The organism is Pseudomonas sp. ANT_H12B, assembly GCF_008369325.1.
Lineage (GTDB): Bacteria > Pseudomonadota > Gammaproteobacteria > Pseudomonadales > Pseudomonadaceae > Aquipseudomonas.
The window spans coordinates 132,829-153,153 of sequence record NZ_VOBI01000017.1 but is presented as its reverse complement, the minus strand read 5'-3'; the positions used below and the strand labels follow the sequence as shown (position 1 = coordinate 153,153).

General features: G+C 58.6%; 16 protein-coding genes, 1 rRNA gene and 2 pseudogenes. 14 read left to right on the top strand and 5 right to left on the bottom strand.

Features of this window, described 5'->3' with window-relative positions; genetic code table 11:
- From rrf to FQ185_RS31175, 6 genes and pseudogenes are all read left to right on the top strand, one after another.
- Positions 1–108, top strand: a 5S ribosomal RNA gene (gene rrf, locus FQ185_RS23405); the annotation flags it as partial.
- A 156-nt stretch (positions 109–264) separates the two neighbouring features.
- Positions 265–3,717, top strand: a complete 3,453-nt coding sequence (gene recC, locus FQ185_RS23400; RefSeq protein WP_149419499.1) for an exodeoxyribonuclease V subunit gamma — start codon at positions 265–267, stop codon at positions 3,715–3,717.
- Positions 3,714–7,403 carry an exodeoxyribonuclease V subunit beta gene (recB, locus tag FQ185_RS23395; RefSeq protein WP_149419498.1) on the top strand — a complete coding sequence of 1,230 codons (3,690 nt, stop codon included), beginning with the start codon at positions 3,714–3,716 and terminating at the stop codon, positions 7,401–7,403. Before recC ends, recB begins: the two co-directional genes overlap by 4 nt.
- Positions 7,400–9,508 carry an exodeoxyribonuclease V subunit alpha gene (gene recD, locus FQ185_RS23390; protein WP_149419497.1) on the top strand — a complete coding sequence of 703 codons (2,109 nt, stop codon included), beginning with the start codon at positions 7,400–7,402 and terminating at the stop codon, positions 9,506–9,508. Before recB ends, recD begins: the two co-directional genes overlap by 4 nt.
- A pseudogene (locus FQ185_RS31180) lies at positions 9,505–9,660 on the top strand (hypothetical protein); the annotation flags it as partial. The gene recD and the pseudogene FQ185_RS31180, both read left to right, overlap by 4 nt.
- A gap of 64 nt (positions 9,661–9,724) precedes the next feature.
- Positions 9,725–9,811: pseudogene (locus FQ185_RS31175) on the top strand (hypothetical protein); the annotation flags it as partial.
- An 18-nt stretch (positions 9,812–9,829) separates the two neighbouring features.
- Here the strand turns inward: FQ185_RS31175 and FQ185_RS30725 are convergent.
- A complete protein-coding gene (locus FQ185_RS30725) occupies positions 9,830–10,225 on the bottom strand; it encodes a hypothetical protein (RefSeq protein ID WP_256730473.1) in 396 nt (131 codons plus the stop codon).
- A gap of 42 nt (positions 10,226–10,267) precedes the next feature.
- Between FQ185_RS30725 and FQ185_RS23375 the strand changes: the two genes are divergently transcribed.
- The 4 genes from FQ185_RS23375 (at position 10,268) to FQ185_RS23360 (ending at position 12,833) form a co-directional block, all read left to right on the top strand.
- Positions 10,268–10,570: a hypothetical protein gene (locus FQ185_RS23375; protein WP_149419495.1), complete on the top strand. Its 303-nt coding sequence runs from the start codon at positions 10,268–10,270 to the stop codon at positions 10,568–10,570.
- A 203-nt stretch (positions 10,571–10,773) separates the two neighbouring features.
- Positions 10,774–11,730, top strand: coding sequence for a hypothetical protein (locus FQ185_RS23370; protein ID WP_256730472.1), 957 nt, complete (start codon positions 10,774–10,776; stop codon positions 11,728–11,730).
- Between the two features lie 218 nt (positions 11,731–11,948).
- The gene (locus tag FQ185_RS23365) at positions 11,949–12,476 is read left to right on the top strand and encodes a hypothetical protein (protein WP_149419494.1); all 528 of its coding nucleotides are present in this window, start codon (positions 11,949–11,951) and stop codon (positions 12,474–12,476) included.
- A 135-nt stretch (positions 12,477–12,611) separates the two neighbouring features.
- Entirely contained in the window at positions 12,612–12,833 is a 222-nt protein-coding gene (locus FQ185_RS23360) for a hypothetical protein (protein WP_149419493.1), read from the top strand.
- A 337-nt stretch (positions 12,834–13,170) separates the two neighbouring features.
- On the opposite strand, the gene FQ185_RS23355 is transcribed toward FQ185_RS23360, so the two are convergent.
- On the bottom strand, positions 13,171–14,118 hold the full coding sequence (locus FQ185_RS23355) for a LysR family transcriptional regulator (RefSeq protein WP_149419492.1): 948 nt from the start codon (positions 14,116–14,118) through the stop codon (positions 13,171–13,173).
- A gap of 163 nt (positions 14,119–14,281) precedes the next feature.
- Here FQ185_RS23355 and FQ185_RS23350 point away from each other — a divergent pair, with 163 nt between their 5' ends.
- Entirely contained in the window at positions 14,282–15,808 is a 1,527-nt protein-coding gene (locus tag FQ185_RS23350; RefSeq protein ID WP_149419491.1) for a CoA-acylating methylmalonate-semialdehyde dehydrogenase, read from the top strand.
- 10 nt (positions 15,809–15,818) lie between these two features.
- Positions 15,819–16,706, top strand: a complete 888-nt coding sequence (mmsB, locus tag FQ185_RS23345; RefSeq protein ID WP_149419490.1) for a 3-hydroxyisobutyrate dehydrogenase — start codon at positions 15,819–15,821, stop codon at positions 16,704–16,706.
- Between the two features lie 159 nt (positions 16,707–16,865).
- Here the strand turns inward: mmsB and FQ185_RS23340 are convergent, their stop codons facing one another.
- Together FQ185_RS23340 and FQ185_RS23335 are read right to left on the bottom strand one after the other, a co-directional pair.
- A complete protein-coding gene (locus FQ185_RS23340; protein ID WP_007946320.1) occupies positions 16,866–17,210 on the bottom strand; it encodes a cupin domain-containing protein in 345 nt (114 codons plus the stop codon).
- Between the two features lie 119 nt (positions 17,211–17,329).
- A complete protein-coding gene (locus FQ185_RS23335) occupies positions 17,330–18,265 on the bottom strand; it encodes a LysR substrate-binding domain-containing protein (RefSeq protein WP_149419489.1) in 936 nt (311 codons plus the stop codon).
- A 223-nt stretch (positions 18,266–18,488) separates the two neighbouring features.
- Here FQ185_RS23335 and FQ185_RS23330 point away from each other — a divergent pair, with 223 nt between their 5' ends.
- Positions 18,489–19,253: a sulfite exporter TauE/SafE family protein gene (locus FQ185_RS23330; RefSeq protein ID WP_149419488.1), complete on the top strand. Its 765-nt coding sequence runs from the start codon at positions 18,489–18,491 to the stop codon at positions 19,251–19,253.
- Here FQ185_RS23330 and FQ185_RS23325 read toward each other — a convergent pair.
- Positions 19,243–19,557: a putative quinol monooxygenase gene (locus FQ185_RS23325; protein WP_149419487.1), complete on the bottom strand. Its 315-nt coding sequence runs from the start codon at positions 19,555–19,557 to the stop codon at positions 19,243–19,245. The genes FQ185_RS23330 and FQ185_RS23325 overlap by 11 nt on opposite strands.
- A gap of 160 nt (positions 19,558–19,717) precedes the next feature.
- Between FQ185_RS23325 and FQ185_RS23320 the strand changes: the two genes are divergently transcribed.
- Entirely contained in the window at positions 19,718–20,308 is a 591-nt protein-coding gene (locus tag FQ185_RS23320; RefSeq protein WP_149419486.1) for an NAD(P)H-dependent oxidoreductase, read from the top strand.
- Positions 20,309–20,325 lie beyond the last annotated feature (17 nt).

Sequence of the window (20,325 nt, the reverse complement as noted above, 5' to 3'; positions counted from 1 at the left end):
CCATAGAGCATTGGAACCACCTGATCCCATCCCGAACTCAGCAGTGAAACGATGCATCGCCGATGGTAGTGTGGGGTTTCCCCATGTGAGAGTAGGTCATCGTCAAGATTAAATTCCGAAACCCCTATCTGCGTATGCAGGTAGGGGTTTTGTTTTGTCCGCAGGAAAGTTCGTACAGCAACATCGGACGGCTCCCGGCTGTCACAGTCTCCCGACAATGCTAAGGTTCGGCCCTAGCTTTAGTATTTTCCCAAGGAAGCCTTTATGCCGGACGCGACGTCCCTCAGTGCTGGTTTTATGGTGGTTCACGGCAACCGCCTGGATGAGTTGCGCAGCCTGGTGGTCAGCTGGATGCGGCGCTACCCGCTGGCTCCCTTGGAAAATGAAATCGCCCTGGTACAGAGTAACGGCATCGCCCAGTGGCTGAAGCTGGCTCTGGCCGAAGACCCAGAAGAAGACGACATGGGCGGCTGCGGAATTGCAGCGGCCATCGACGTGCAACTACCGGGCAGCTTCATGTGGCAGCTGTATCGCATGGTTCTGGGGCGTGACGAAATCCCGGTCAAATCGCTACTCGATAAAGCCCCTCTGACCTGGCGCCTGATGCGCCTGCTTCCGCAGCTGATCAATCAACCGCACTTCGAGCCACTGCAACGCTTCCTTACCAATGACACCGATCTACGCAAGCGTTACCAGTTGTCCGAGCGACTGGCGGATTTGTTCGACCAATACCAGGTCTACCGGGCTGACTGGCTCGAAGACTGGGCAGAAGGTCGTCATCAATTACGAAACGGTAGAGGCGAAGCCAAACCCCTGACCCCGGCCAATTGCTGGCAGGCAGAGTTGTGGCGTGCACTGTTGCTGGATGTGGGAGAGCAAGGCATGGCGCAAAGTCGTGCCGGCGTACATCAACGGTTTATCGAACGCATCAACAGCCTCGACATGGCGCCCAGTGGGTTACCTTCTCGCGTGATAGTTTTCGGGATTTCTTCTCTTCCCGCTCAAGCCCTGGAAGCACTTGCCGGACTCGCCCGATTCAGCCAGGTTCTGCTTTGCGTACACAACCCATGTCGCCACCATTGGGCAGACATCGTCGCCGATAAAGACCTGTTACGGCATCAATACAAACGCCAGGCTCGCAAGAGCGGTATGCCTGTTGTGCTCGACCCGCAAACCCTCCATCAACATGCTCACCCGTTATTGGCGGCATGGGGCAAGCAGGGGCGGGACTACATCAATCTGCTGGACAGCTACGACGATCCCAATAGCTATCGCTCGGCATTTCGCGATGGGCGCATCGACTTGTTCAGCGATAGCCAGCCACAGAACATGCTCAACCAGCTACAAGACGACATTCTTGAATTACGTCCCCTGAGCGAGACTCGCGAACGCTGGCTCGCTGTCGATCCGGTGAAGGACGAATCGATCCGTTTTCATATCGCTCATAGTGCCCAGCGCGAAGTGGAGATCCTCCACGACCAATTACTCGCGCGCTTCAGCGCCGATCCATACCTGCGTCCTCGCGACGTGATCGTTATGGTTCCGGATATCGACAGCTATGCACCGCATATTCGTGCTGTGTTTGGTCAACTCGAGCGTCATGACCCGCGCTTTATTCCTTTCACGCTCGCGGATCAAGGCCAACGCGGCCGGGATCCGCTACTGATTGCTGTCGAACATTTGCTCAAGCTGCCTGACAGTCGTTTCCCCGTCAGCGAGATCCTCGATCTGCTGGACGTTCCTGCACTGCGCGCCCGCTTTGGTGTAGAGGAGCGTGATCTACCGACCCTGCACCGTTGGATCGAAGGCGCCGGCATCCGCTGGGGAATGAATGCCGAGCAACGTGCGGGTTTGGGATTGCCTGAAGAGCTGGAGCAAAACAGTTGGCGTTTCGGCCTGCGCCGGATGCTGCTCGGTTATGCCGTTGGCAGCGCCAGTGCCTGCGAAGGCATTGAGCCTTACGATGAGATCGGAGGCCTGGATGCTGCGCTCATAGGTCCTTTGGTAGCGTTGCTGGACGCGCTGGAGATTGCCCATCAGGAACTGACTCAACCTGCACCGCCGAAGCTATGGGGCGTTAGATTGCAAGCGTTGGTGCAACTGTTCTTCCAGGCCAGTAATGAGCATGACGACTACTTGCTGGCCCAGCTCGAAGAGTTGCGCGAAACCTGGCTCGAGACCTGCGAGTCAGTGGGCTTGCATGACGAACTGTCTTTGACCGTGGTCCGTGAAGCTTGGTTGGCAGGCCTCGATCAGGGTCGCCTGTCCCAGCGTTTTCTGGCTGGGGCGGTTAACTTTTGCACCTTGATGCCTATGCGAGCGATCCCGTTCAAACTGGTCTGCCTACTCGGTATGAATGACGGAGATTACCCGCGAGCGCAACCGCCGCTGGACTTCGATCTCATGGGTAGCGACTACCGTCCGGGTGATCGTTCCCGCCGCGAGGATGACCGCTATTTATTGTTGGAAGCCCTGTTGTCGGCACGTGACCAACTCTATATCAGCTGGGTCGGCCGCAGCATTCGAGACAACAGCGAGCGCCCGGCTTCGGTACTGATTGGTCAGCTTCGCGATCACCTTGCAAGTGGCTGGCGATTACACGTCGCCAGTGAAAACCTGCTTGAAGCCATGACTCAGGAACATCCACTGCAACCCTTCAGCGCCCGGTATTTTCATGAAGGTGATGACCTGTTCAGCTATGCCAGTGAATGGCAGGTGCTCCATCAAGTCGGTGAACACGCGACTGAGATCGAGGCTCTTGATGCCTACGTTCAGGAAGAGCCGTTGAGCCTCGGTCAATTGCAGGATTTCCTGCGTAATCCCGTGCGACACTTTTTCAGTCAGCGGCTCAAGGTGTTCTTCGAAGCGGCTGAAGCACCCCCGGCCGATGAAGAGCCATTTGTACTCGATGCTCTCCAACGCTATAGCCTCAGCGACAGCTTGCTCGAAGCGGCGCTGAGGCAACTGGATCACGCCGATCAGGCGCTTGAGGCTCAGGCAAAGCGTCTGCAAAACAGTGGGCTATTGCCCATGGCCGGTTTCGGCGAATGTCTACAGCGAGAGTTGATCGAGCCATTGCCGGATCTTTTGCAGCGTTACCAGCAGCTCCTCGCATTGTGGCCGACACCGCTGACCAGCGCGCTGCCAGTGAATCTGGAACTACAAGGTCTGCGCCTGGAAGGCTGGCTCAGTGGCCTGCATCAACGTGCAGACGGCGGCTTGTTGTCGGTCACCACTATTCCCAACAGTATCGGTTCGATCAAGACTCGCAAGTGGCATCGTCTCACGCGACCTTGGGTCAATCACCTGGTTGCCTGCGCCAGCGGGATGTCGATGACCACCGCGTTGGTGGCCAGTGACGATAGTCTGCTGCTGGCGCCTTTGGAGGAGGGAATAGCACGTCATGTCTTGAGTGACCTGCTGCAAGCATGGCAAACGGGCATGTGCCAACCACTTCCGATTGCGGTGAAAACAGCTTTCGCGTGGCTCTCTCAAACGGACCCGGGCAAAGCCGACGACGCCGCTCGTAAGGCCTATGAAGGTGACGGTCAAACCACCGATGGCGAACGCCGCGAAAGTCCGGCACTCGCCCGGCAATTCGCCGACTACGATGCTCTGACTGCCGCAGAGACCTTCCCTGATTGGTGTAACGCTTTATACAAACCGATGCTTGAAACCCCCTGGCGTTCATTGACCAGCGAGGAGGCGCGCTCATGACTACGAAAACACCGTTGGCCCTGGCATTCCCCCTAAGCGGCAGCCAACTGATCGAAGCCAGCGCCGGTACCGGCAAGACCTTCACCATTTCCGCGCTTTACCTGCGCCTGGTCCTCGGCCACGGCGGCGAGTCGAGTGGTTTTGGGCGTGAACTGTTACCGCCACAAATCCTCGTTGTGACGTTCACCGATGCCGCCACCAAAGAGCTTCGCGAACGTATTCGAACGCGCCTGGCCGAAGCGGCTCGGTACTTTCGCGATGAGACGAAGGCTCCCGATGGCCTCATTGCCGAACTGCGTGATCAGTACCTCACCGAGCAATGGTCTGGCTGCGCAAACCGTCTGGACATCGCCGCGCAATGGATGGACGAAGCAGCAGTCTCAACCATCCACAGTTGGTGTCAGCGCATGTTGCGCGAACACGCGTTCGACAGTGGCAGCCTGTTTACCCAGACCCTGGAAACTGATCACAGCGATCTACTGGGCGAAGTCTTGCGCGATTATTGGCGCCTGTTCTGTTACCCGATGCAAGGCGATGCGCTGAATTGGGTGCGCGGTAATTGGGGTGGCCCGGCGGCACTCCTGCCGCGAGTCCGCGGTTTGTTCGCCAGCGAGCGCGACAGCATTGAAGGCAAAGAGCCCGCCGAACTGATCATCGGGTGCCTGCAGGAGCGGCGAGCAGCCCTGCTTGAACTCAAGATGCCTTGGCGCCAGTGGGCGGACGAGTTGCTTGCCATCTGTCACCAGGGTGTCGCGAGCAAGAGCGTCGATGGTCGCAAGATGCAGGCGCGTTACTTCGAACCCTGGTTCGAAAAGATCCGGGTCTGGGCCGAAGACGAATCCCTCGAGCAACTGGATATCGGTACCGGTTTCACGCGCCTGACTCCCGACGGGATGGCCGAAGCGTGGAAGGGGGAAGCTCCCCGTCATCCGGGGCTGGACGCCATGCCCGGTCTCAAGACCAGGCTCGATGGTTTGCCCACCCCCGATGCCGCTGTGCTGCAACATGCTGCCCAGTGGGTCGGTGCACGGTTTGAAGAGGAGAAACGTCGTCGCGCGGAAATGGGCTTCGATGACATGCTGCTACGCCTGGATGCCGCGTTGCAATCAGAGGGTGGCGAGCGCCTGGCCACCTTGATCCGCGAACAATTCCCGGTGGCGTTGATCGATGAATTCCAGGACACCGACCCGGTGCAATACCGGATCTTCGAGAGTATCTACCGCATTGAAGACAACAACCCCGAATGCGGTCTGTTCCTGATCGGCGACCCGAAGCAGGCAATCTACGCATTCCGCGGTGCCGACATCTTTACCTACCTGCGCGCCCGCCAGGCTACCGCTGGCCGCCTGCATACCCTGGGCACCAACTTCCGTTCCAGTCATGGCATGGTCAATGCGGTGAATCATATATTCGAGCGCGCCGAGTCTCGCGAGTCCGGGCGCGGCGCATTCCTGTTTCGTGAAAAGAATGGCGAGAACCCGGTACCGTTCCTGCCCGTCGAATCCCAGGGACGCCATGAAGTTCTGCAGATAGAAGGTCAGGCCGTACCCGCCCTGAACATCTGGCATCTGTCCGGCGAGCAGCCATTGTCCGGCGCGATTTACCGACAACAACTGGCTGCCACCTGCGCCAGCGAAATCACTGCTTTGCTCAACGGGGGGCAACAAGGTCGTGCGGGTTTCATGGCGGACGGCAAGGACCTCAGAGGCTTGCTGCCAGCGGATATCGCAATCCTGGTTCGCGACGGTAAAGAGGCCCAGGCCGTGCGCGGTGAACTCTCCGCGCGTGGCGTTCGCAGCGTTTATCTATCGGACAAGGACTCGGTGTTCGCCGCCCAGGAAGCCCATGACCTGCTGACCTGGCTCAAGGCCTGCGCTGAGCCGGATGTCGAGCGCCCACTGCGAGCCGCGTTGGCCTGTATCACGCTGAATCTTTCGCTGGCTGAACTGGAACAGTTGAATCAGGACGAACTGGCCTGGGAAGCGCGGGTCATGCAGTTCCGCGGTTACCGCGAGCTATGGCGCAAGCAAGGCGTGTTGCCAATGTTGCGGCGATTGCTGCATGACTTCCGGCTACCCCAGGCATTGATTGCGCGCAGTGACGGCGAGCGGGTGCTGACCAATTTGCTGCACCTGTCCGAGTTGCTGCAACAGGCGGCCGCCGAACTCGATGGTGAGCAAGCGCTGATCCGTCATTTGTCCGAGCACCTGGCGTTGTCCGGTCAGGCCGGCGAAGAGCAGATCCTGCGCCTGGAGAGCGACGAGCAACTGGTCAAGGTCGTGACTATTCACAAGTCCAAGGGGCTTGAGTATCCCATGGTGTTCCTGCCGTTCATCTGTTCGGCTAAACCGGTGGACGGCAGCCGTTTGCCGTTGTATTACCACGACGTCACCGGCAAGGCCCAAGTGACTTTGACGCCGACGCCCGAGTTGATCGCTCAGGCCGACGATGAACGTCTCGCCGAGGACCTGCGCTTGCTTTATGTGGCCCTGACCCGGGCGCAACACGCCTGCTGGCTTGGCGTCACTGATCTCAAGCGCGGTAATAACAACAGCTCGGTGCTGCACTTGTCAGCATTGGGTTACCTGTTGGGCGGCGGTGCACCATTGGCCGAGTCGGCAGGTTTGAAGCGTTGGCTGGAAGACCTGCAACAGGGCTGCCCGGCGCTCAACTACAGTGAAATGCCTGAGGCGACCGCCGAGCACTACCAACCGCCGCGTAACGAAGCGACTTTGCTCGCTCCACTGATTCCCAAACGCAAAGCCAGCGAAAACTGGTGGATCGCTTCCTACAGTGCCCTGCGCATTGGCGACCGCATGAGTGTGGGCACTGATGAAGCGCCGGAGAACCCGCAAGCGCAAAAACTCTTCGACGACGAACGTCTCGATCCGCAAGCGCCACGAGAAGTGGTTGCTGGCGGTGCCGATATCCATCGTTTCCCTCGTGGCCCGAACCCCGGCACCTTTCTACATGGTTTGCTTGAATGGGCCGGTGACGAAGGTTTTGCCACCACCGCGCAATCAGTGGAAGACGCTATTGCCCGCCGCTGCAACCGCCGTGGCTGGGAGGGCTGGATAACGACCCTGAGCGACTGGCTGCAACACCTGCTCATATCACCGCTGCATATCGGCGGCGGGCAGGCACCTGTGGTGTTCGAGCAATTGACCCAGTACCGGGTCGAGATGGAGTTCTGGTTTGCCAGCCATAAAGTCGATGTACTCAAACTCGATGAACTGGTGCGTCAATACACTCATAACGGTGTTGCCCGGGTCGCTGCCGAGCCGGTGCTGCTCAACGGCATGTTCAAGGGTTTCATCGACCTGACGTTCGAACACGATGGTCGCTACTACGTTGCCGACTACAAATCCAACTGGTTGGGTGTCGATGACGTGGCCTACACCGAGCAAACCATGGAGCAGTCGATCCTCGACAACCGCTATGACCTGCAATACGTGCTGTACCTGTTAGCCCTGCATCGCCAGCTCAAGGCGCGGCTTGCCGATTACGATTACGACCGGCATGTCGGTGGTGCGTTGTATCTATTCCTGCGCGGTACGCGCGCGTCCAGCCAAGGCGTGTATTTCGCCCGTCCTCCAAGAGAGCTGATCGAACGTCTGGACCGGCTGTTTCAAGGCAAGCCAGAGCCCAAGGCCGAACCCGTCTGGGAACAGGGAGTACTACTATGAATCGCACCTTCGCGGATTTGCTGCCCACGTCACTGGCCGCCGAAAGCCTGGCGGATCTAGCGCCGTTAAGTCGCGCCGATGACTTGTTGCTGTTGCTGACGCGCTGGGTGGAGCGCGGTTGGTTGCGAGCGCTGGACAAGGCCTTCGTCGCCTTTCTACATGAGCTCGCTCCTGACGATGATCCGCTGGTGCTGCTGGCTGCTGCGTTGACCAGTCATCAACTGGGCCACGGCCATGTCTGTCTGGATCTGTTCGAAACCCTGAAGGAGCCGGACTTCGCCCTGTCGCTGCCACCGGAAGGTGATCTGCAAAGTGGTGCAATGTTGCTGCCGTCGCAATTGCTTGAGGCGCTGGACGGTGCCCATTGGTGCAAGGTTCTGGCCGCCAGCCGTTTGGTCGCTTTGGCGGTCGATGGCCGAGAGGAGTCGCAGCACCGGCCATTGGTACTGTCGGGCAAACGCCTGTACCTGCGCCGTTACTGGGCGTACGAACGGCGCATCGACAACTCACTGCGCCAGCGCCTGGCGCAAAGCGAAACTACACCGAGTGATTTGCCTCAACGCCTTGCCGGTTTGTTCGGTGTCGCGAAGCCCGGCGAAGTGATCGACTGGCAAAAACTCGCCTGTGCCCTGGCGACCCGCAGCGCCTTCAGCATCGTCACCGGTGGCCCGGGGACCGGCAAGACCACGACGGTCGTGCGGTTGCTCGCGTTGCTCCAGGCGCCAGCAGTGGAGTCTGGCAAACCGCTGCGCATCCGTCTTGCCGCCCCCACCGGTAAAGCCGCGGCGCGGCTGACGAAGTCCATCAGTCAGCAGGTCAGGACCCTGGAAGTCGATGAGGTCGTACGGGCCAAGATCCCGTCGGACGTCACCACCGTGCACCGCCTGCTCGGTAGTCGTCCCGGCACGCGACACTTCCGTCACCACGCGGGCAATCGCCTGCCTCTGGATGTGTTGGTGGTGGACGAAGCTTCCATGATCGATCTGGAAATGATGGCCAATCTGCTCGACGCGATGCCGGCTCATGCCCGTCTGATTTTGCTCGGTGACAAGGACCAACTGGCGTCGGTCGAGGCGGGAGCCGTGCTGGGCGACCTGTGCCGCGATGCCGAGGCTGGTTGGTACAGCCCACAGACCCGGCAGTGGCTGGAAGCGGTCAGCGGCGAAAACCTGGATGCCAGCGGTTTGCAGGAAGACACCCAAGGCACTCATCCATTGGCCCAGCAAGTTGTGATGCTGCGCCACTCACGCCGGTTCGGCGAGGGCAGCGGTATTGGCCAGTTGGCTCGCTGGGTCAATCAGCAACAGCCAGAGGAAGCCCGCAAGTTGTTGGCGGCGCGAAGCCACGGCGATGTTTTTTCGCTGCCGCTAAAGGGTGAACAGGATCGGGCACTGGAGCGCTTGCTGCTCGAAGGCCATGGCGATGGTCCGAAAGGTTATCGGCATTACCTGAGTCTGCTGCGACAGCTGCGGCCACCGCTCGGCTGCACGCTTGATGATCCACGCTGGATCGAGTGGGCACGTCAGGTGCTACAAGCCTTTGATGCTTTCCAGTTGTTGTGTGGCGTACGCAAAGGACCCTGGGGAGTGGAAGGGTTAAATCAACGAGTCACCGACGCGCTGCTCAAGGCCAGGCTGATTGATAGCGATCAGCAGTGGTACGAAGGCCGGCCAGTGCTGATGACCCGCAACGACTATGGCCTGGGTTTGATGAACGGCGACATCGGCATTGCCCTCAAACTGCCGGAGCGTGATGGCCCTGAATCAGGTCGACAGGTGCTGCGTGTGGCTTTCCCGCGCAATGACGGTCAGGGCGGTGTGCGTTTTGTCCTGCCGAGCCGGCTCAATGATGTCGAAACCGTGTACGCCATGACCGTGCACAAATCCCAGGGCTCGGAGTTTGCTCACACGGCGTTGATTCTGCCGGACGCCCTGAACCCGGTGCTCACCAAGGAACTGATCTATACCGGAATTACCCGGGCCAAAAACTGGTTCACCCTGATCGAGCCGCGTACCGGCGTGTTCGAAGAAGCCGTGCGGCGCAAGGTCAAGCGCTTGAGCGGGTTGATGCTTGAGTTGGAGGAGGGCATCCAGCCGAGTGATTGAAATGGGCGACACCAGACGACGGAAACTGTCCGAAGTGGCTCTTGCTGGCATTGGCCGGTTGCCAGACGCCACCGCAAAAGGGTCTGTCCCCGGCGCAAATCGCAGTGCTCAAACAGCAAGGTTTTGAACTGACCGATGAAGGCTGGGCGTTTGTCAAGGTCCTGGCCACGGTCGGCATGAAAGAACAGAACATCCAGCTGCGCGGTCTCGGTAGCACTGAGCCCGTTACTTCCACCGACACTGCTGCTGGTTGGTCCCTTCAATGAGTCACTTGTCATTGACCATATTGACGGCAACCCGAACAACAATCATCCGAGCAATCTACGACCACTGACTTTTCACGAGAACATGGGCAACCGGGTCGTGGGTCTTCAAGGTCGCAAGATGCCCAAGAAGGATGCAGACCTCCCCGTTGGTGTGACCCGTGACAATCATTACACCGCAGGTGAACGCTACATCGGGAAGACCACCATCCGTGGGGTCATCCATCGGGCCACCTTTGAGAACCCTACCGCTGCGCAGCATTGGCTTGCCGCAGTCAGAGCGAACCACTTGGGTGACAAGGCCCGCCGTGATTCTGAAGGGGTCCATATTGGGGCGCCTCAGTGGAAGAAAGGCAGGTAATAACCCTACACCTATAATCACCCTCACTATGGCTATGAGAGCCTTCCCTGAGAGATACCTAAAGATCACCTCTGAGGCTAAGTAGGCATTCATTATTATGATTCCATCCTTAGCTTCCTTCTTTAAGGAGGCCCTATGCGATTCCACTTCGTACTTGATGGTCTCAATCCTGAGCAGACCAATTCATTATTGTCTATCGAATCAGCTATGACTGGCCGATCAGCCACCGCAGTGTTCAACCTGAAGTCCCTTGATGTCTTCACCAGTCGAGACGCAGAGAAAGCCAAGGCGTTTGTCTCAGACAAGCTTGGAGCATTCCACATGGAACCCCTTGAGGGTCTACTGACTGCTACCGGTCTCAACCTGATCGACTTCTACCATGTAGTAAAAGGTGTCCCGGTGGTCCTCAAAGCTCGCCCAGTAGTCACTCCGCAATAACCCAATCGTCGCCACGGTTGTCCTCAAAGATGCCTCTCAGGTCCGCCATAGCCTGTTAGTCCATCAGCATTAAACAAAACCAAACCAAGAACCTTTTGATCGACCTTGGAAGATGCCCATGCGGCTCCCTCCTTGCCGTCTTGTCGTGCGCGTCTATGGCGCCAAGGTCGATCAAAGGGTCACCTCACAGGAGATCCAACACCATGCAAATCCAAATCACAAACGTCCTGAAGGATGAAGTCACCGTGTCCGGCCAGACCCTGACCCAAGCGGCCACCGATGTGTCTGCCTACGTGGAAGCCCTGACCGAGGCCCTCGACGATTACCTCAACGGTGACGAGTGGCGCCAAGCGGCCATTGAGCACACTCCTTGCGAGTTCCGCCCGGCTGGCTCTGAGGCCACTGGTCAACAAATCATCACCATGGCTGATCGCTCTGTCACCTTTGATCCCCGTAAGAACTGGGACAACCAGACCATTACGAAAGGGGCAGTCCTGGCCGGGTCTGTGATCTTCACTGAGCCCACCGATAAAGCTTTGGTCATCAGCAAGCGCTTCACCATCCTCGACCACAACCTAATGGCGGGCTTCACTGAGGGCTCCTTGCACCAGACCGGCGAGAAGCTGTTACGGGACATCGAGCATGAGGCCGCTGGCAAGATCGCTGGCATTCTGGCTACCGCTCCAAGCACCGAGAGCTTCTCCGAGACGAAGCCGACCGGCAAGCCTACGGACATCGCAGAGGGCCTCATCGACCTCCTAACCATGCACATCAACCAGACTGTAGGCATCTCTCTGTCTGACTTCGTGGTCATGCTCCCCGCGTCGTTGTTGGCCGTTCTTGAGCGTGCTGCTCAGCGTGCAGGCGTTGAGGACATTGAGAGCCTTATCGGCACCTCTGTGCAGCCATACGCGGGTACTGACTACGGTCTGTTCCTGCTGCCTAAACACTTCACCTCGTTGAGCTACCGCGAAGGTCGTAACGGTGACGTATGGAAGATCCAAGCGACCCGCAACGGTGCCCACCAGTGCTGGGACATCGAGATCATGGCTGTCGTGGACATCGTTGCTAACGGTAAGGTCCGTGTGAAGTTGACCGCTGATGGTCTCCAGACCGAGGCTGTGGCGTTCCCGATGATTACCCGCATCACCTTGGCGTAGCTTTAGCTCGCTACTGAGCTAATCGTAAAGAGCCCCGTAAGACCGACCCGAGAGGGACCGGCAGGGGCCTTGCTTCAACCCTTCGCCCGTCGCTGGGCAATCTCAATCAAACACAGTCTTTCTGTTTGCTCTCTGTGCCACCGATCAGAGCCCGTCATGGGGTCTGTGTGCTGGTCTGTGGGAGCGAACTCAGAGAGCAAACAAAAGGAAATCATGAAATGACAATCGACATCCAACACAAGCACGCCTCTCACGTCATCATCATTGAGGGTAAAGCCTTCAAGGCTAACGACTCCGGTTTGTGGGACCTGACTGACATCTGGCAGACCCTCAAGCTGCCCAAGGGTAAAGCACCAGCACAGTGGCGAACCAAGCAAGCTCAACGATTGATAGACATGCAAAATTTGCAGGTCATCCAAGGCCGTGCTGCCCAGACCCTTGCGACCAAACGAGCAACCATTGAGTTTGCTGGCTGGGTCTCCGAGGAATTCAAGGACATGGTCTATGACGCCTTCGAGGCGATCCTTGAGATGCCTGAGGTTGCCTTACTGGTAGCCGACAAGATGCGCAGCATGGGAAACGACCATAGCGCTGCCATCCTTGAGCGTCACACCTTCAACGACAAGTGCGACTGGAACGCCATCAAGCGCCCTCACAAGAACACTCAGGAGGGTCTACGCGCTGCCGTGGCAAGAGGCACCATCACCAAAGCATGGGCCATTGAGCTTGGCCTTAAGGCGCTTTAGCGGCCATCGCAAGGCCAAGACTAAACAAGCTGAAAAAGCTTCGTGTCGATCAATGAGGACCAATCAATAAGACCTCTTTGAGGTAGTTTGGCGACTATGCTGGTTCACTATTCTCGCTTCGTTAAGGGCGCCGTAATGAGCTTCACCCTCAGCTACACATATAAGGACAGACGGGTGGTTACCCAAATGGCGGTCGACGACCTGACTCCCTATGCAGCTGTTTATTATGCGTTATTCCAATCAGGAGCTTCGACCATCGAGCCTCAGCAAAACTGGCCGAACACCTATGAGGGCATCCTTGAGCTGGCCAGTAAGTTAGGGCTAACGGATATTCGCTTTAACCAAACCGATCAATAACTCAAAGGAGAACCCAATGGACACCCTACAGGCTGCCTATCTGGTCTGTGTGGCTGCCCATCTGGCTCTTTGGCTTTATGGGCACCTCAAGGGACCTTAACGAGAATCTGACAGAAAAATCTGAGAGACCACCTCATTGCTACTACAAGCTCAGGTTCCCCCGTGTGGCCTCGCGCAGGCGCTCACAGATGCCCGCATGGGGTCCTTATCGCGCCTGTGTGCGCCACTGTAAGAACCCTTCTGACTGTCACAAGTGGTGTCACAACCACTGTCACAAGTCGTTGCCAAGAGCCTTGTGAGGCCGTTACGATGAGCTTCCTTTGCTACCTGTAGACTCTCAGTCTGCGAACAGTAGGACCCGCGTTTCGCCCAGCAACAACGGGCGATTGAGCTCAGTGACCTCCCGGATGTAATCCCACAACAGGGTAATCCGCTTGAGCTTGCGCAGGTCCTCGCGGCAGTACATCCAGAACTGTCGGGTGATGTTGATTTCCTCCGGCAGCACCGGCAGCAAACGTGGGTCCTGAGCCGCCAGGAAGCATGGCAGAATCGCCAGTGACCGCCCTTGCTGCGCCGCCACGAATTGCGCGATCACGCTGGTGCTGCGCAGATTGGCACTGGCGCCGGGCAGCACGTTGGCCAGGTATAACAGCTCCGAACTGAACGCCAGGTCGTCGACATAACTGATGAATGAATGTTTCCCCAGGTCGGATGGGCGGCGGATTGGAGGGTGCTTGTCCAGATAGTCCTGGGTCGCGTACAGCTGCAATCGGTAGTCGCAGAGTTTGCAGCAAACGTACGGCCCATGTTCCGGCCGCTCCAGAGCGATGACGATATCCGCCTCGCGCTTGGACAAGCTGATGAAGTGCGGCAACGGCAGAATGTCCACCGAGATCGCCGGGTAGGCATCGACGAAATGGCTCAGTTGCGGGGTGATGAAGAAGCTGCCGAAGCCTTCGGTGCAGCCCATGCGCACGTGTCCGGACAACGCCACCCCAGACCCCGACACTTGCTCGCACGCCATGTGCAGCGTGCTTTCAATGGCCTCGGCGTAACCCAGCAATCGCTGGCCCTCGGCGGTCAGGACGAAACCGCTGGTCCGGGATTTCTCGAACAGCAACGTGCCCAATGCCGCTTCCAGAGAACTGATGCGCCGCGATACGGTGGTGTAGTCGACCGCCAGGCGCTTCGCCGCGGTGCTGGCCTTGCGGGTGCGGGCGACTTCAAGGAAAAACTTGAGGTCATCCCAGTTCAACGAGCCTAAGGACGTGATGTTTTTTTGCATGATGGACCGGCTTTTATGTGCGTTCTTATTAGAAGTTTGCACATCTATACTCCAAAAACAGTCCGACAACCAATTCGCGACACACGCCTCATCTCAAGGCGACTTACTCGCCTTGGCTCCCAAGATAGCTCTCTTAATAAGAACAACGTCCCGGAGACCAAACATGAACGCTTCGCTCACGCCAAACGAAACCACTGTCCAAACGGTAAAGCTGCTGATCGACGGCGAGTGGGTCGAGTCCCAGACCACCGAATGGCACGACATCATTAACCCGGCCACCCAGCAAGTGCTGGCCAAGGTTCCGTTCGCCACCGCGCAGGAAGTGGACGCCGCCATCAGTGCTGCCCATCGCGCCTTCCAGACCTGGAAGCTGACGCCGATCGGTGCGCGGATGCGCATCATGCTCAAGCTCCAGGCGTTGATCCGCGAACACTCCAAGCGCATCGCCGTGGTGCTCAGCAACGAACAGGGCAAAACCATCGCTGATGCTGAAGGCGATATTTTCCGCGGCCTGGAAGTGGTCGAACACGCCTGCTCCATCGGCAGCCTGCAAATGGGCGAGTTCGCCGAAAACGTTGCTGGCGGCGTCGATACCTACACCCTGCGTCAGCCGATCGGCGTTTGTGCTGGCATTACCCCGTTCAACTTCCCGGCGATGATTCCGCTGTGGATGTTCCCGATGGCCATCGCCTGCGGTAACACCTTCGTACTCAAACCGTCCGAACAGGACCCGATGTCGACCATGCTGCTGGTGGAACTGGCAATCGAGGCCGGCGTGCCGGCGGGCGTGCTCAACGTCGTGCATGGCGGCAAGGATGTGGTGGATGCGCTCTGCACTCACAAGGACATCAAGGCTGTTTCCTTCGTCGGTTCGACGGCGGTCGGTACTCACGTTTACGACCTGGCCGGCAAACACGGCAAACGCGTGCAATCGATGATGGGCGCGAAGAACCACGCCGTTGTGCTGCCGGATGCCAACCGCGAACAAGCGCTCAATGCGCTGGTCGGTGCCGGTTTCGGTGCGGCCGGGCAACGTTGCATGGCCACCTCGGTGGTGGTGCTGGTGGGCGCGGCCAAGCAATGGCTGCCAGACCTGAAGGCGCTGGCGCAGAAACTCAAAGTGAATGCCGGCAGCGAGCCGGGCACAGATGTCGGTCCGGTGATCTCCAAGAAAGCCAAGGCGCGGATTCTGGATCTGATCGAAAGCGGCATCAAGGAAGGCGCCAAGCTTGAGCTGGATGGTCGCGACATTACCGTCCCAGGCTTCGAGAAGGGCAACTTTGTCGGCCCGACTCTGTTCTCCGGCGTGACGCCCGAGATGCAGATCTACACCCAGGAAATCTTCGGTCCGGTGCTGGTGGTGCTGGAAGTCGCTACCCTCGATGAGGCCATCGCACTGGTCAACGCCAACCCGTTTGGCAACGGCACGGGTCTGTTCACTCAAAGCGGCGCGGCGGCGCGTAAATTCCAGACCGAAATCGACGTCGGCCAGGTCGGTATCAACATCCCGATTCCGGTGCCGGTCCCGTTCTTCAGCTTCACCGGTTCGCGCGGTTCCAAACTCGGCGACCTGGGGCCGTATGGCAAGCAAGTGGTGCAGTTCTACACTCAGACCAAGACTGTCACCAGTCGCTGGTTCGATGACAACAGCGTCAACGACGGTGTGAACACCACCATCAATTTGCGTTAAGGAGCCGGACATGAAAATCGCTTTTATCGGTCTCGGCAACATGGGCGCGCCGATGGCGCGCAACCTGATCAAGGCCGGCCATTCGCTACGACTGGTCGACCTGAACAAAACCGTTCTGGCTGAGCTGGAGCAATTGGGCGGCAGCATCAGCGCTTCGGCGCGTGAAGCCGCTCAAGGTGCAGAACTGGTGATCACCATGCTGCCGGCCGCGGTGCATGTGCGCAGTGTGTGGCTGGGTGAAGACGGTGTGCTGGCAGGAATCGGCAAAGGTGTGCCAGCGGTGGATTGCAGCACTATCGATCCACAGACTGCACGCGATGTTGCGGCGGCCGCCGCCAAGCAAGGCGTGGCCATGGCCGATGCGCCAGTCTCCGGTGGTACTGGCGGTGCAGCGGCCGGGACGCTGACTTTCATGGTCGGCGCCACCCCCGAACTGTTCGCCACCCTGCAACCGGTGCTGGCGCAGATGGGCCGCAATATCGTCCATTGCGGCGAAGTCGGCACCGGGCAAATTGCCAAGATCTGCAACAACCTGCTGCTGGCGATCTCCATGGTCGGCGTCAGTGAAGCGATGGCGCTGGGTGATGCACTCGGGATCGACACAACGGTGTTGGCCGGGATCATCAACAGTTCGACCGGGCGTTGCTGGAGTTCGGAGATGTACAACCCGTGGCCAGGCATCGTCGAAACGGCGCCGGCCTCGCGCGGCTACACCGGCGGCTTCGGTGCCGAACTGATGCTCAAGGATCTGGGGCTGGCCACTGAAGCGGCACGTCAGGCGCACCAACCGGTGGTGCTTGGCGCGGTGGCCCAGCAGTTGTATCAGGCGATGAGCCAGCGTGGGGAAGGGGGCAAGGACTTCTCGGCGATCATCAATAGCTATCGCAAACCCCAATAGAACCTGTGGGAGCGAGCTTGCTCGCGATAAGGGCCTGGCAGACAACATTGATGTGTCTGACACACCGCTATCGCGAGCAAGCTCGCTCCCACAAGTACTGGATGTTCCTATCGACATTTACCGGGAAATCACGTCGTGTGATCTCCCGGTTTTTTTGCATCAGGCAAACACGAAATACTTGCGCACGGTTTCAACCACTTCCCACGTGCCTTTCATGCCCGGCTCAATGACGAAAATATCACCGGCGCGCAGATGGATCGGCTCCTTGCCCTCTGGGGTGATGATGCAGTACCCCTCGCGGAAATCGCAGTATTCCCACTTCACGTATTCCACATACCACTTGCCCGGCGTGCAGATCCAGGTGCCCATGATCTTGCTGCCGTCTTCGCTGGTGTAGGCGTTGAGGTTGACGGTGTGCGGATCGCCTTCGAGTTTTTCCCATTTGCAAGCGTCGAGTACCGGCAGCGGGTGAGTGTCGCGAAGAACGGTAATAGGTGCGGTCATGTGGACTCCGGGCAGTGGGTCTAAGAACTGAAGTCGCACCCTATAGCGCCCGTTCACCGGTCAGTTGTCTGTGGTCGACATTGAGCTGTCCAGAAACGCGCATTGCCCTCAAAGACTGTTCAGCGGGCAATCGAACCTGCTCTGTTCGAGGCTGGCTTCGAACTCGACCAATTGCGAATGCTGAAGGCGTGCAGTAAGGCCTTGGCGTAACCGGGCAGCGCTGTAAAGTCCCGAGCACAGAGCAAGAGTTTGCGCTGGGCCCAGGCTTCTTGCAGGGCGAAGCGCTTGAAGGATTGTTCACCGCGCCAGCGCTCAACCGCTGCGAGGGGCACGATCGCCAGCCCCGCGCCCCGACCTACCATGCGTATCACGCCATCAAAACCGTCGGCGCGGATGCGGATCTGCAGGCGGGAGCCGGTGTGCAGAGCCTGTTCTTCAAGGTATACGGCAAGGGCGCTGTTGGCGTTTAGTCCTACGTAGTCGTGGTGCAAGGTGTCGCTGAAACTTAACGATTCGAGATCGGCCAAAGGATGGTCGCGGGGTAGGATCAGTACTAGCGGGTCGTCGCAAAAAGCGCGGGTCTGTAGGCCATCGGTGTCCACTGCGTCGGACACAATACCCAAGTCCGCTGCACCCTGGCGCAGGGCGTGAGTGATGCGGGTGCTGGGCAGTTCTTGCAGGTCGATGTCGAGATTGGGATGGTCGCGCAGAAAGTCCGCGAGCAACTCGGGCAGGTATTCTGTGATCGCTGTGGTATTGCACAACAGTCGCACCTGGCCTTTGACGCCGTTGGCGTATTCGGCCAGGTCTTGCTGCATGCGCTCGGCCTGCTGCAGAAGGAGACGGGCATGCTGCGCCAGTGCCTTGCCGGCGGGTGTCGGTGTGACACCGCGACGACCGCGGTCGAGGAATTCGATACCTAGTGAAGCCTCCATGGCGCGGATGCGTGCACTCGCCGCCGCCAGGGACAGATGACTGCGGGCCGCGCCGGCGGTGATGTTGCCGCTGTCGAGGATGTTCAGGTAGAGGCGCAGGTCGGTCAGGTCGAAGTGCATGGCAGCAAGCTCGGAATAGGTGTTGCCTGATAGGACGCTTTCGCGAGCAGGCTCGCTCCCACAGTAGACCGAGTCAGCCGGAACGACTCGGTCACCTGTGGGAGCGAGCCTGCTCGCGAAAGCGTCAGTAAAAACGACGAAGCTTTAAGCCTCTTGCTGAGCAAGAGGCTGCCTCAGTATATGGCAGATTTTCAAGCAGCCAATCCAGGGCCACGATAGCGCCATGAATACTCTCGCAGCGTTTTATCAAAATCTCGGCCTAGCCCTTTCATTGATGGTCATCGCAACCTTCCTGCTGGCCGGAATGATCAAGGGTGTGATCGGCCTCGGTCTGCCGACGATCGCGATGGGTTTGCTCGGTCTGGCTATGGCACCGTCGCAAGCTGCCGCGTTACTGATCATTCCTGCAACGCTGACCAACGTCTGGCAACTGGCATTCGGGGGACATTTGTCGGGGCTGGTGAAAAGGCTGTGGCCGATGCTGTTGGCGATCTTCATCGGCACCGGTGCTGGCACGCTTTGGATCGGCATGGCCGGTGGTCATTGGGTCGTGAGGGGATTGGGCGCTGCGCTGTTGCTCTACGCATTGAGCGGTTTGTTCCTGCCGACCATGCGTGTCGGCAGTCACACCGAGCGTTGGCTCGGTCCGCTTTGTGGTGTGGTGACTGGCGTCATCACCTCGGCCACCGGCGTCTTCGTGATTCCGGCGGTGCCTTACCTGCAAGCGCTGGGCTTGAGCAAGGATGAACTGGTGCAGGCGCTGGGGGTGTCGTTCACCGTTTCGACCCTGGCGCTGGCCGCCGGCCTGTTATGGCGCGGCGCGCTGGGCGGTGGCGAGTTGAGTGCCTCGTTGCTGGCGCTGATCCCGGCAGTGCTCGGCATGTTGCTCGGCCAATGGCTACGCCAGCGGATCAGCGCCGTGCTGTTTAAGCGGGTGTTCTTCATCGGCCTTGGCGTGCTCGGCGGCCACTTGTTGATCAGCGGGTAGCGGATGACGGGCTGAGCATGTCGATGGCGCGGATATCGAAATCCTGCTCCAGGTACTCCATGCGCCTGTCGCGGAACTGCTTCATGTGCGGCAGGTTCGAGTGCACATCAAGGTGGGCCTGGGACTGCCAGATCTCGAAGAAGATAAACAGGCTCGGGTCCTGCTTGTCGCGCAGCATGTGGTACTCGATGCAGCCGGGCTCGGCACGACTCGCTTGCACATAGCCGCTGAAAAACGCTTCGAAGGCGTCGGATTTTTCCGGGCGGGTCTTGGCGTGCAGGATGAAGCCTTGCATTTCACTCATCAGAAATTTCCTCAAGTTCAGAATCGGCACAAGTGTATGGCAACAATCGCCTGTTGATTCGTGCGTATTGGTCAAATGAATTTTGTGTATTCGGCGCTTATTCCGCGCGAGGCAGATCGATATTCTGCCGCCATCGAATTCCAACCTTCCGAGACCTTTCATGAAAAAAGTTCTGTTACTCAATGGCGGCAAAAAATTTGCCCACTCCGATGGCCGTTACAACGCCACCCTGCATGAAGCTGCACTGAGCGTGCTGGATCGCGGCGGTGTCGACGTGAAAGCCACCTTCATCGACGAGGGCTACGACGTCGCTGAAGAAGTCGCCAAATTTCTCTGGGCTGACGTGATCATTTATCAGATGCCTGGCTGGTGGATGGGCGCGCCCTGGACCGTCAAGAAGTACATCGACGAAGTCTTCACCGAAGGCCACGGCAGCCTCTACGCCAGCGATGGTCGCACCCGTTCCGACGCGTCGCAAAAGTACGGCAGCGGCGGTCTGTTGCAGGGCAAGCAATACATGCTTTCGCTGACCTGGAACGCGCCGCAGCAAGCGTTCGACGACCCGACCGACTTCTTCGAAGCCAAGGGTGTGGACGCCGTTTACTTCCCGTTCCACAAGGCCAACACCTTCCTCGGCATGACCGGTTTGCCGACGTTTTTGTGCGTTGACGTGATGAAACGCCCGAATGTCGAAGCCGATGTCGCGCGCTATGAGCAGCATCTGACCGAGGTGTTCGGTCTACTGGCGTAAGGTTCCTTTTGCCCCGC

Excerpts from the sequence above, each read along its gene's own strand:
- FQ185_RS23360 (WP_149419493.1), top strand. The coding sequence starts at position 12,612 with ATGAGCTTCACCCTCAGCTACACATATAAGGACAGACGGGTGGTTACC.
- FQ185_RS23350 (WP_149419491.1), top strand. The coding sequence starts at position 14,282 with ATGAACGCTTCGCTCACGCCAAACGAAACCACTGTCCAAACGGTAAAG.
- FQ185_RS23375 (WP_149419495.1), top strand. The coding sequence starts at position 10,268 with ATGCGATTCCACTTCGTACTTGATGGTCTCAATCCTGAGCAGACCAAT.
- FQ185_RS23370 (WP_256730472.1), top strand. The coding sequence starts at position 10,774 with ATGCAAATCCAAATCACAAACGTCCTGAAGGATGAAGTCACCGTGTCC.
- FQ185_RS23355 (WP_149419492.1), bottom strand. The coding sequence starts at position 14,118 with ATGCAAAAAAACATCACGTCCTTAGGCTCGTTGAACTGGGATGACCTC.
- FQ185_RS23340 (WP_007946320.1), bottom strand. The coding sequence starts at position 17,210 with ATGACCGCACCTATTACCGTTCTTCGCGACACTCACCCGCTGCCGGTA.
- FQ185_RS30725 (WP_256730473.1), bottom strand. The coding sequence starts at position 10,225 with ATGAATGCCTACTTAGCCTCAGAGGTGATCTTTAGGTATCTCTCAGGG.
- recD (WP_149419497.1), top strand. The coding sequence starts at position 7,400 with ATGAATCGCACCTTCGCGGATTTGCTGCCCACGTCACTGGCCGCCGAA.
- FQ185_RS23335 (WP_149419489.1), bottom strand. The coding sequence starts at position 18,265 with ATGCACTTCGACCTGACCGACCTGCGCCTCTACCTGAACATCCTCGAC.
- FQ185_RS23330 (WP_149419488.1), top strand. The coding sequence starts at position 18,489 with ATGAATACTCTCGCAGCGTTTTATCAAAATCTCGGCCTAGCCCTTTCA.
- recB (WP_149419498.1), top strand. The coding sequence starts at position 3,714 with ATGACTACGAAAACACCGTTGGCCCTGGCATTCCCCCTAAGCGGCAGC.
- mmsB (WP_149419490.1), top strand. The coding sequence starts at position 15,819 with ATGAAAATCGCTTTTATCGGTCTCGGCAACATGGGCGCGCCGATGGCG.
- FQ185_RS23325 (WP_149419487.1), bottom strand. The coding sequence starts at position 19,557 with ATGAGTGAAATGCAAGGCTTCATCCTGCACGCCAAGACCCGCCCGGAA.
- FQ185_RS23365 (WP_149419494.1), top strand. The coding sequence starts at position 11,949 with ATGACAATCGACATCCAACACAAGCACGCCTCTCACGTCATCATCATT.
- FQ185_RS23320 (WP_149419486.1), top strand. The coding sequence starts at position 19,718 with ATGAAAAAAGTTCTGTTACTCAATGGCGGCAAAAAATTTGCCCACTCC.
- recC (WP_149419499.1), top strand. The coding sequence starts at position 265 with ATGCCGGACGCGACGTCCCTCAGTGCTGGTTTTATGGTGGTTCACGGC.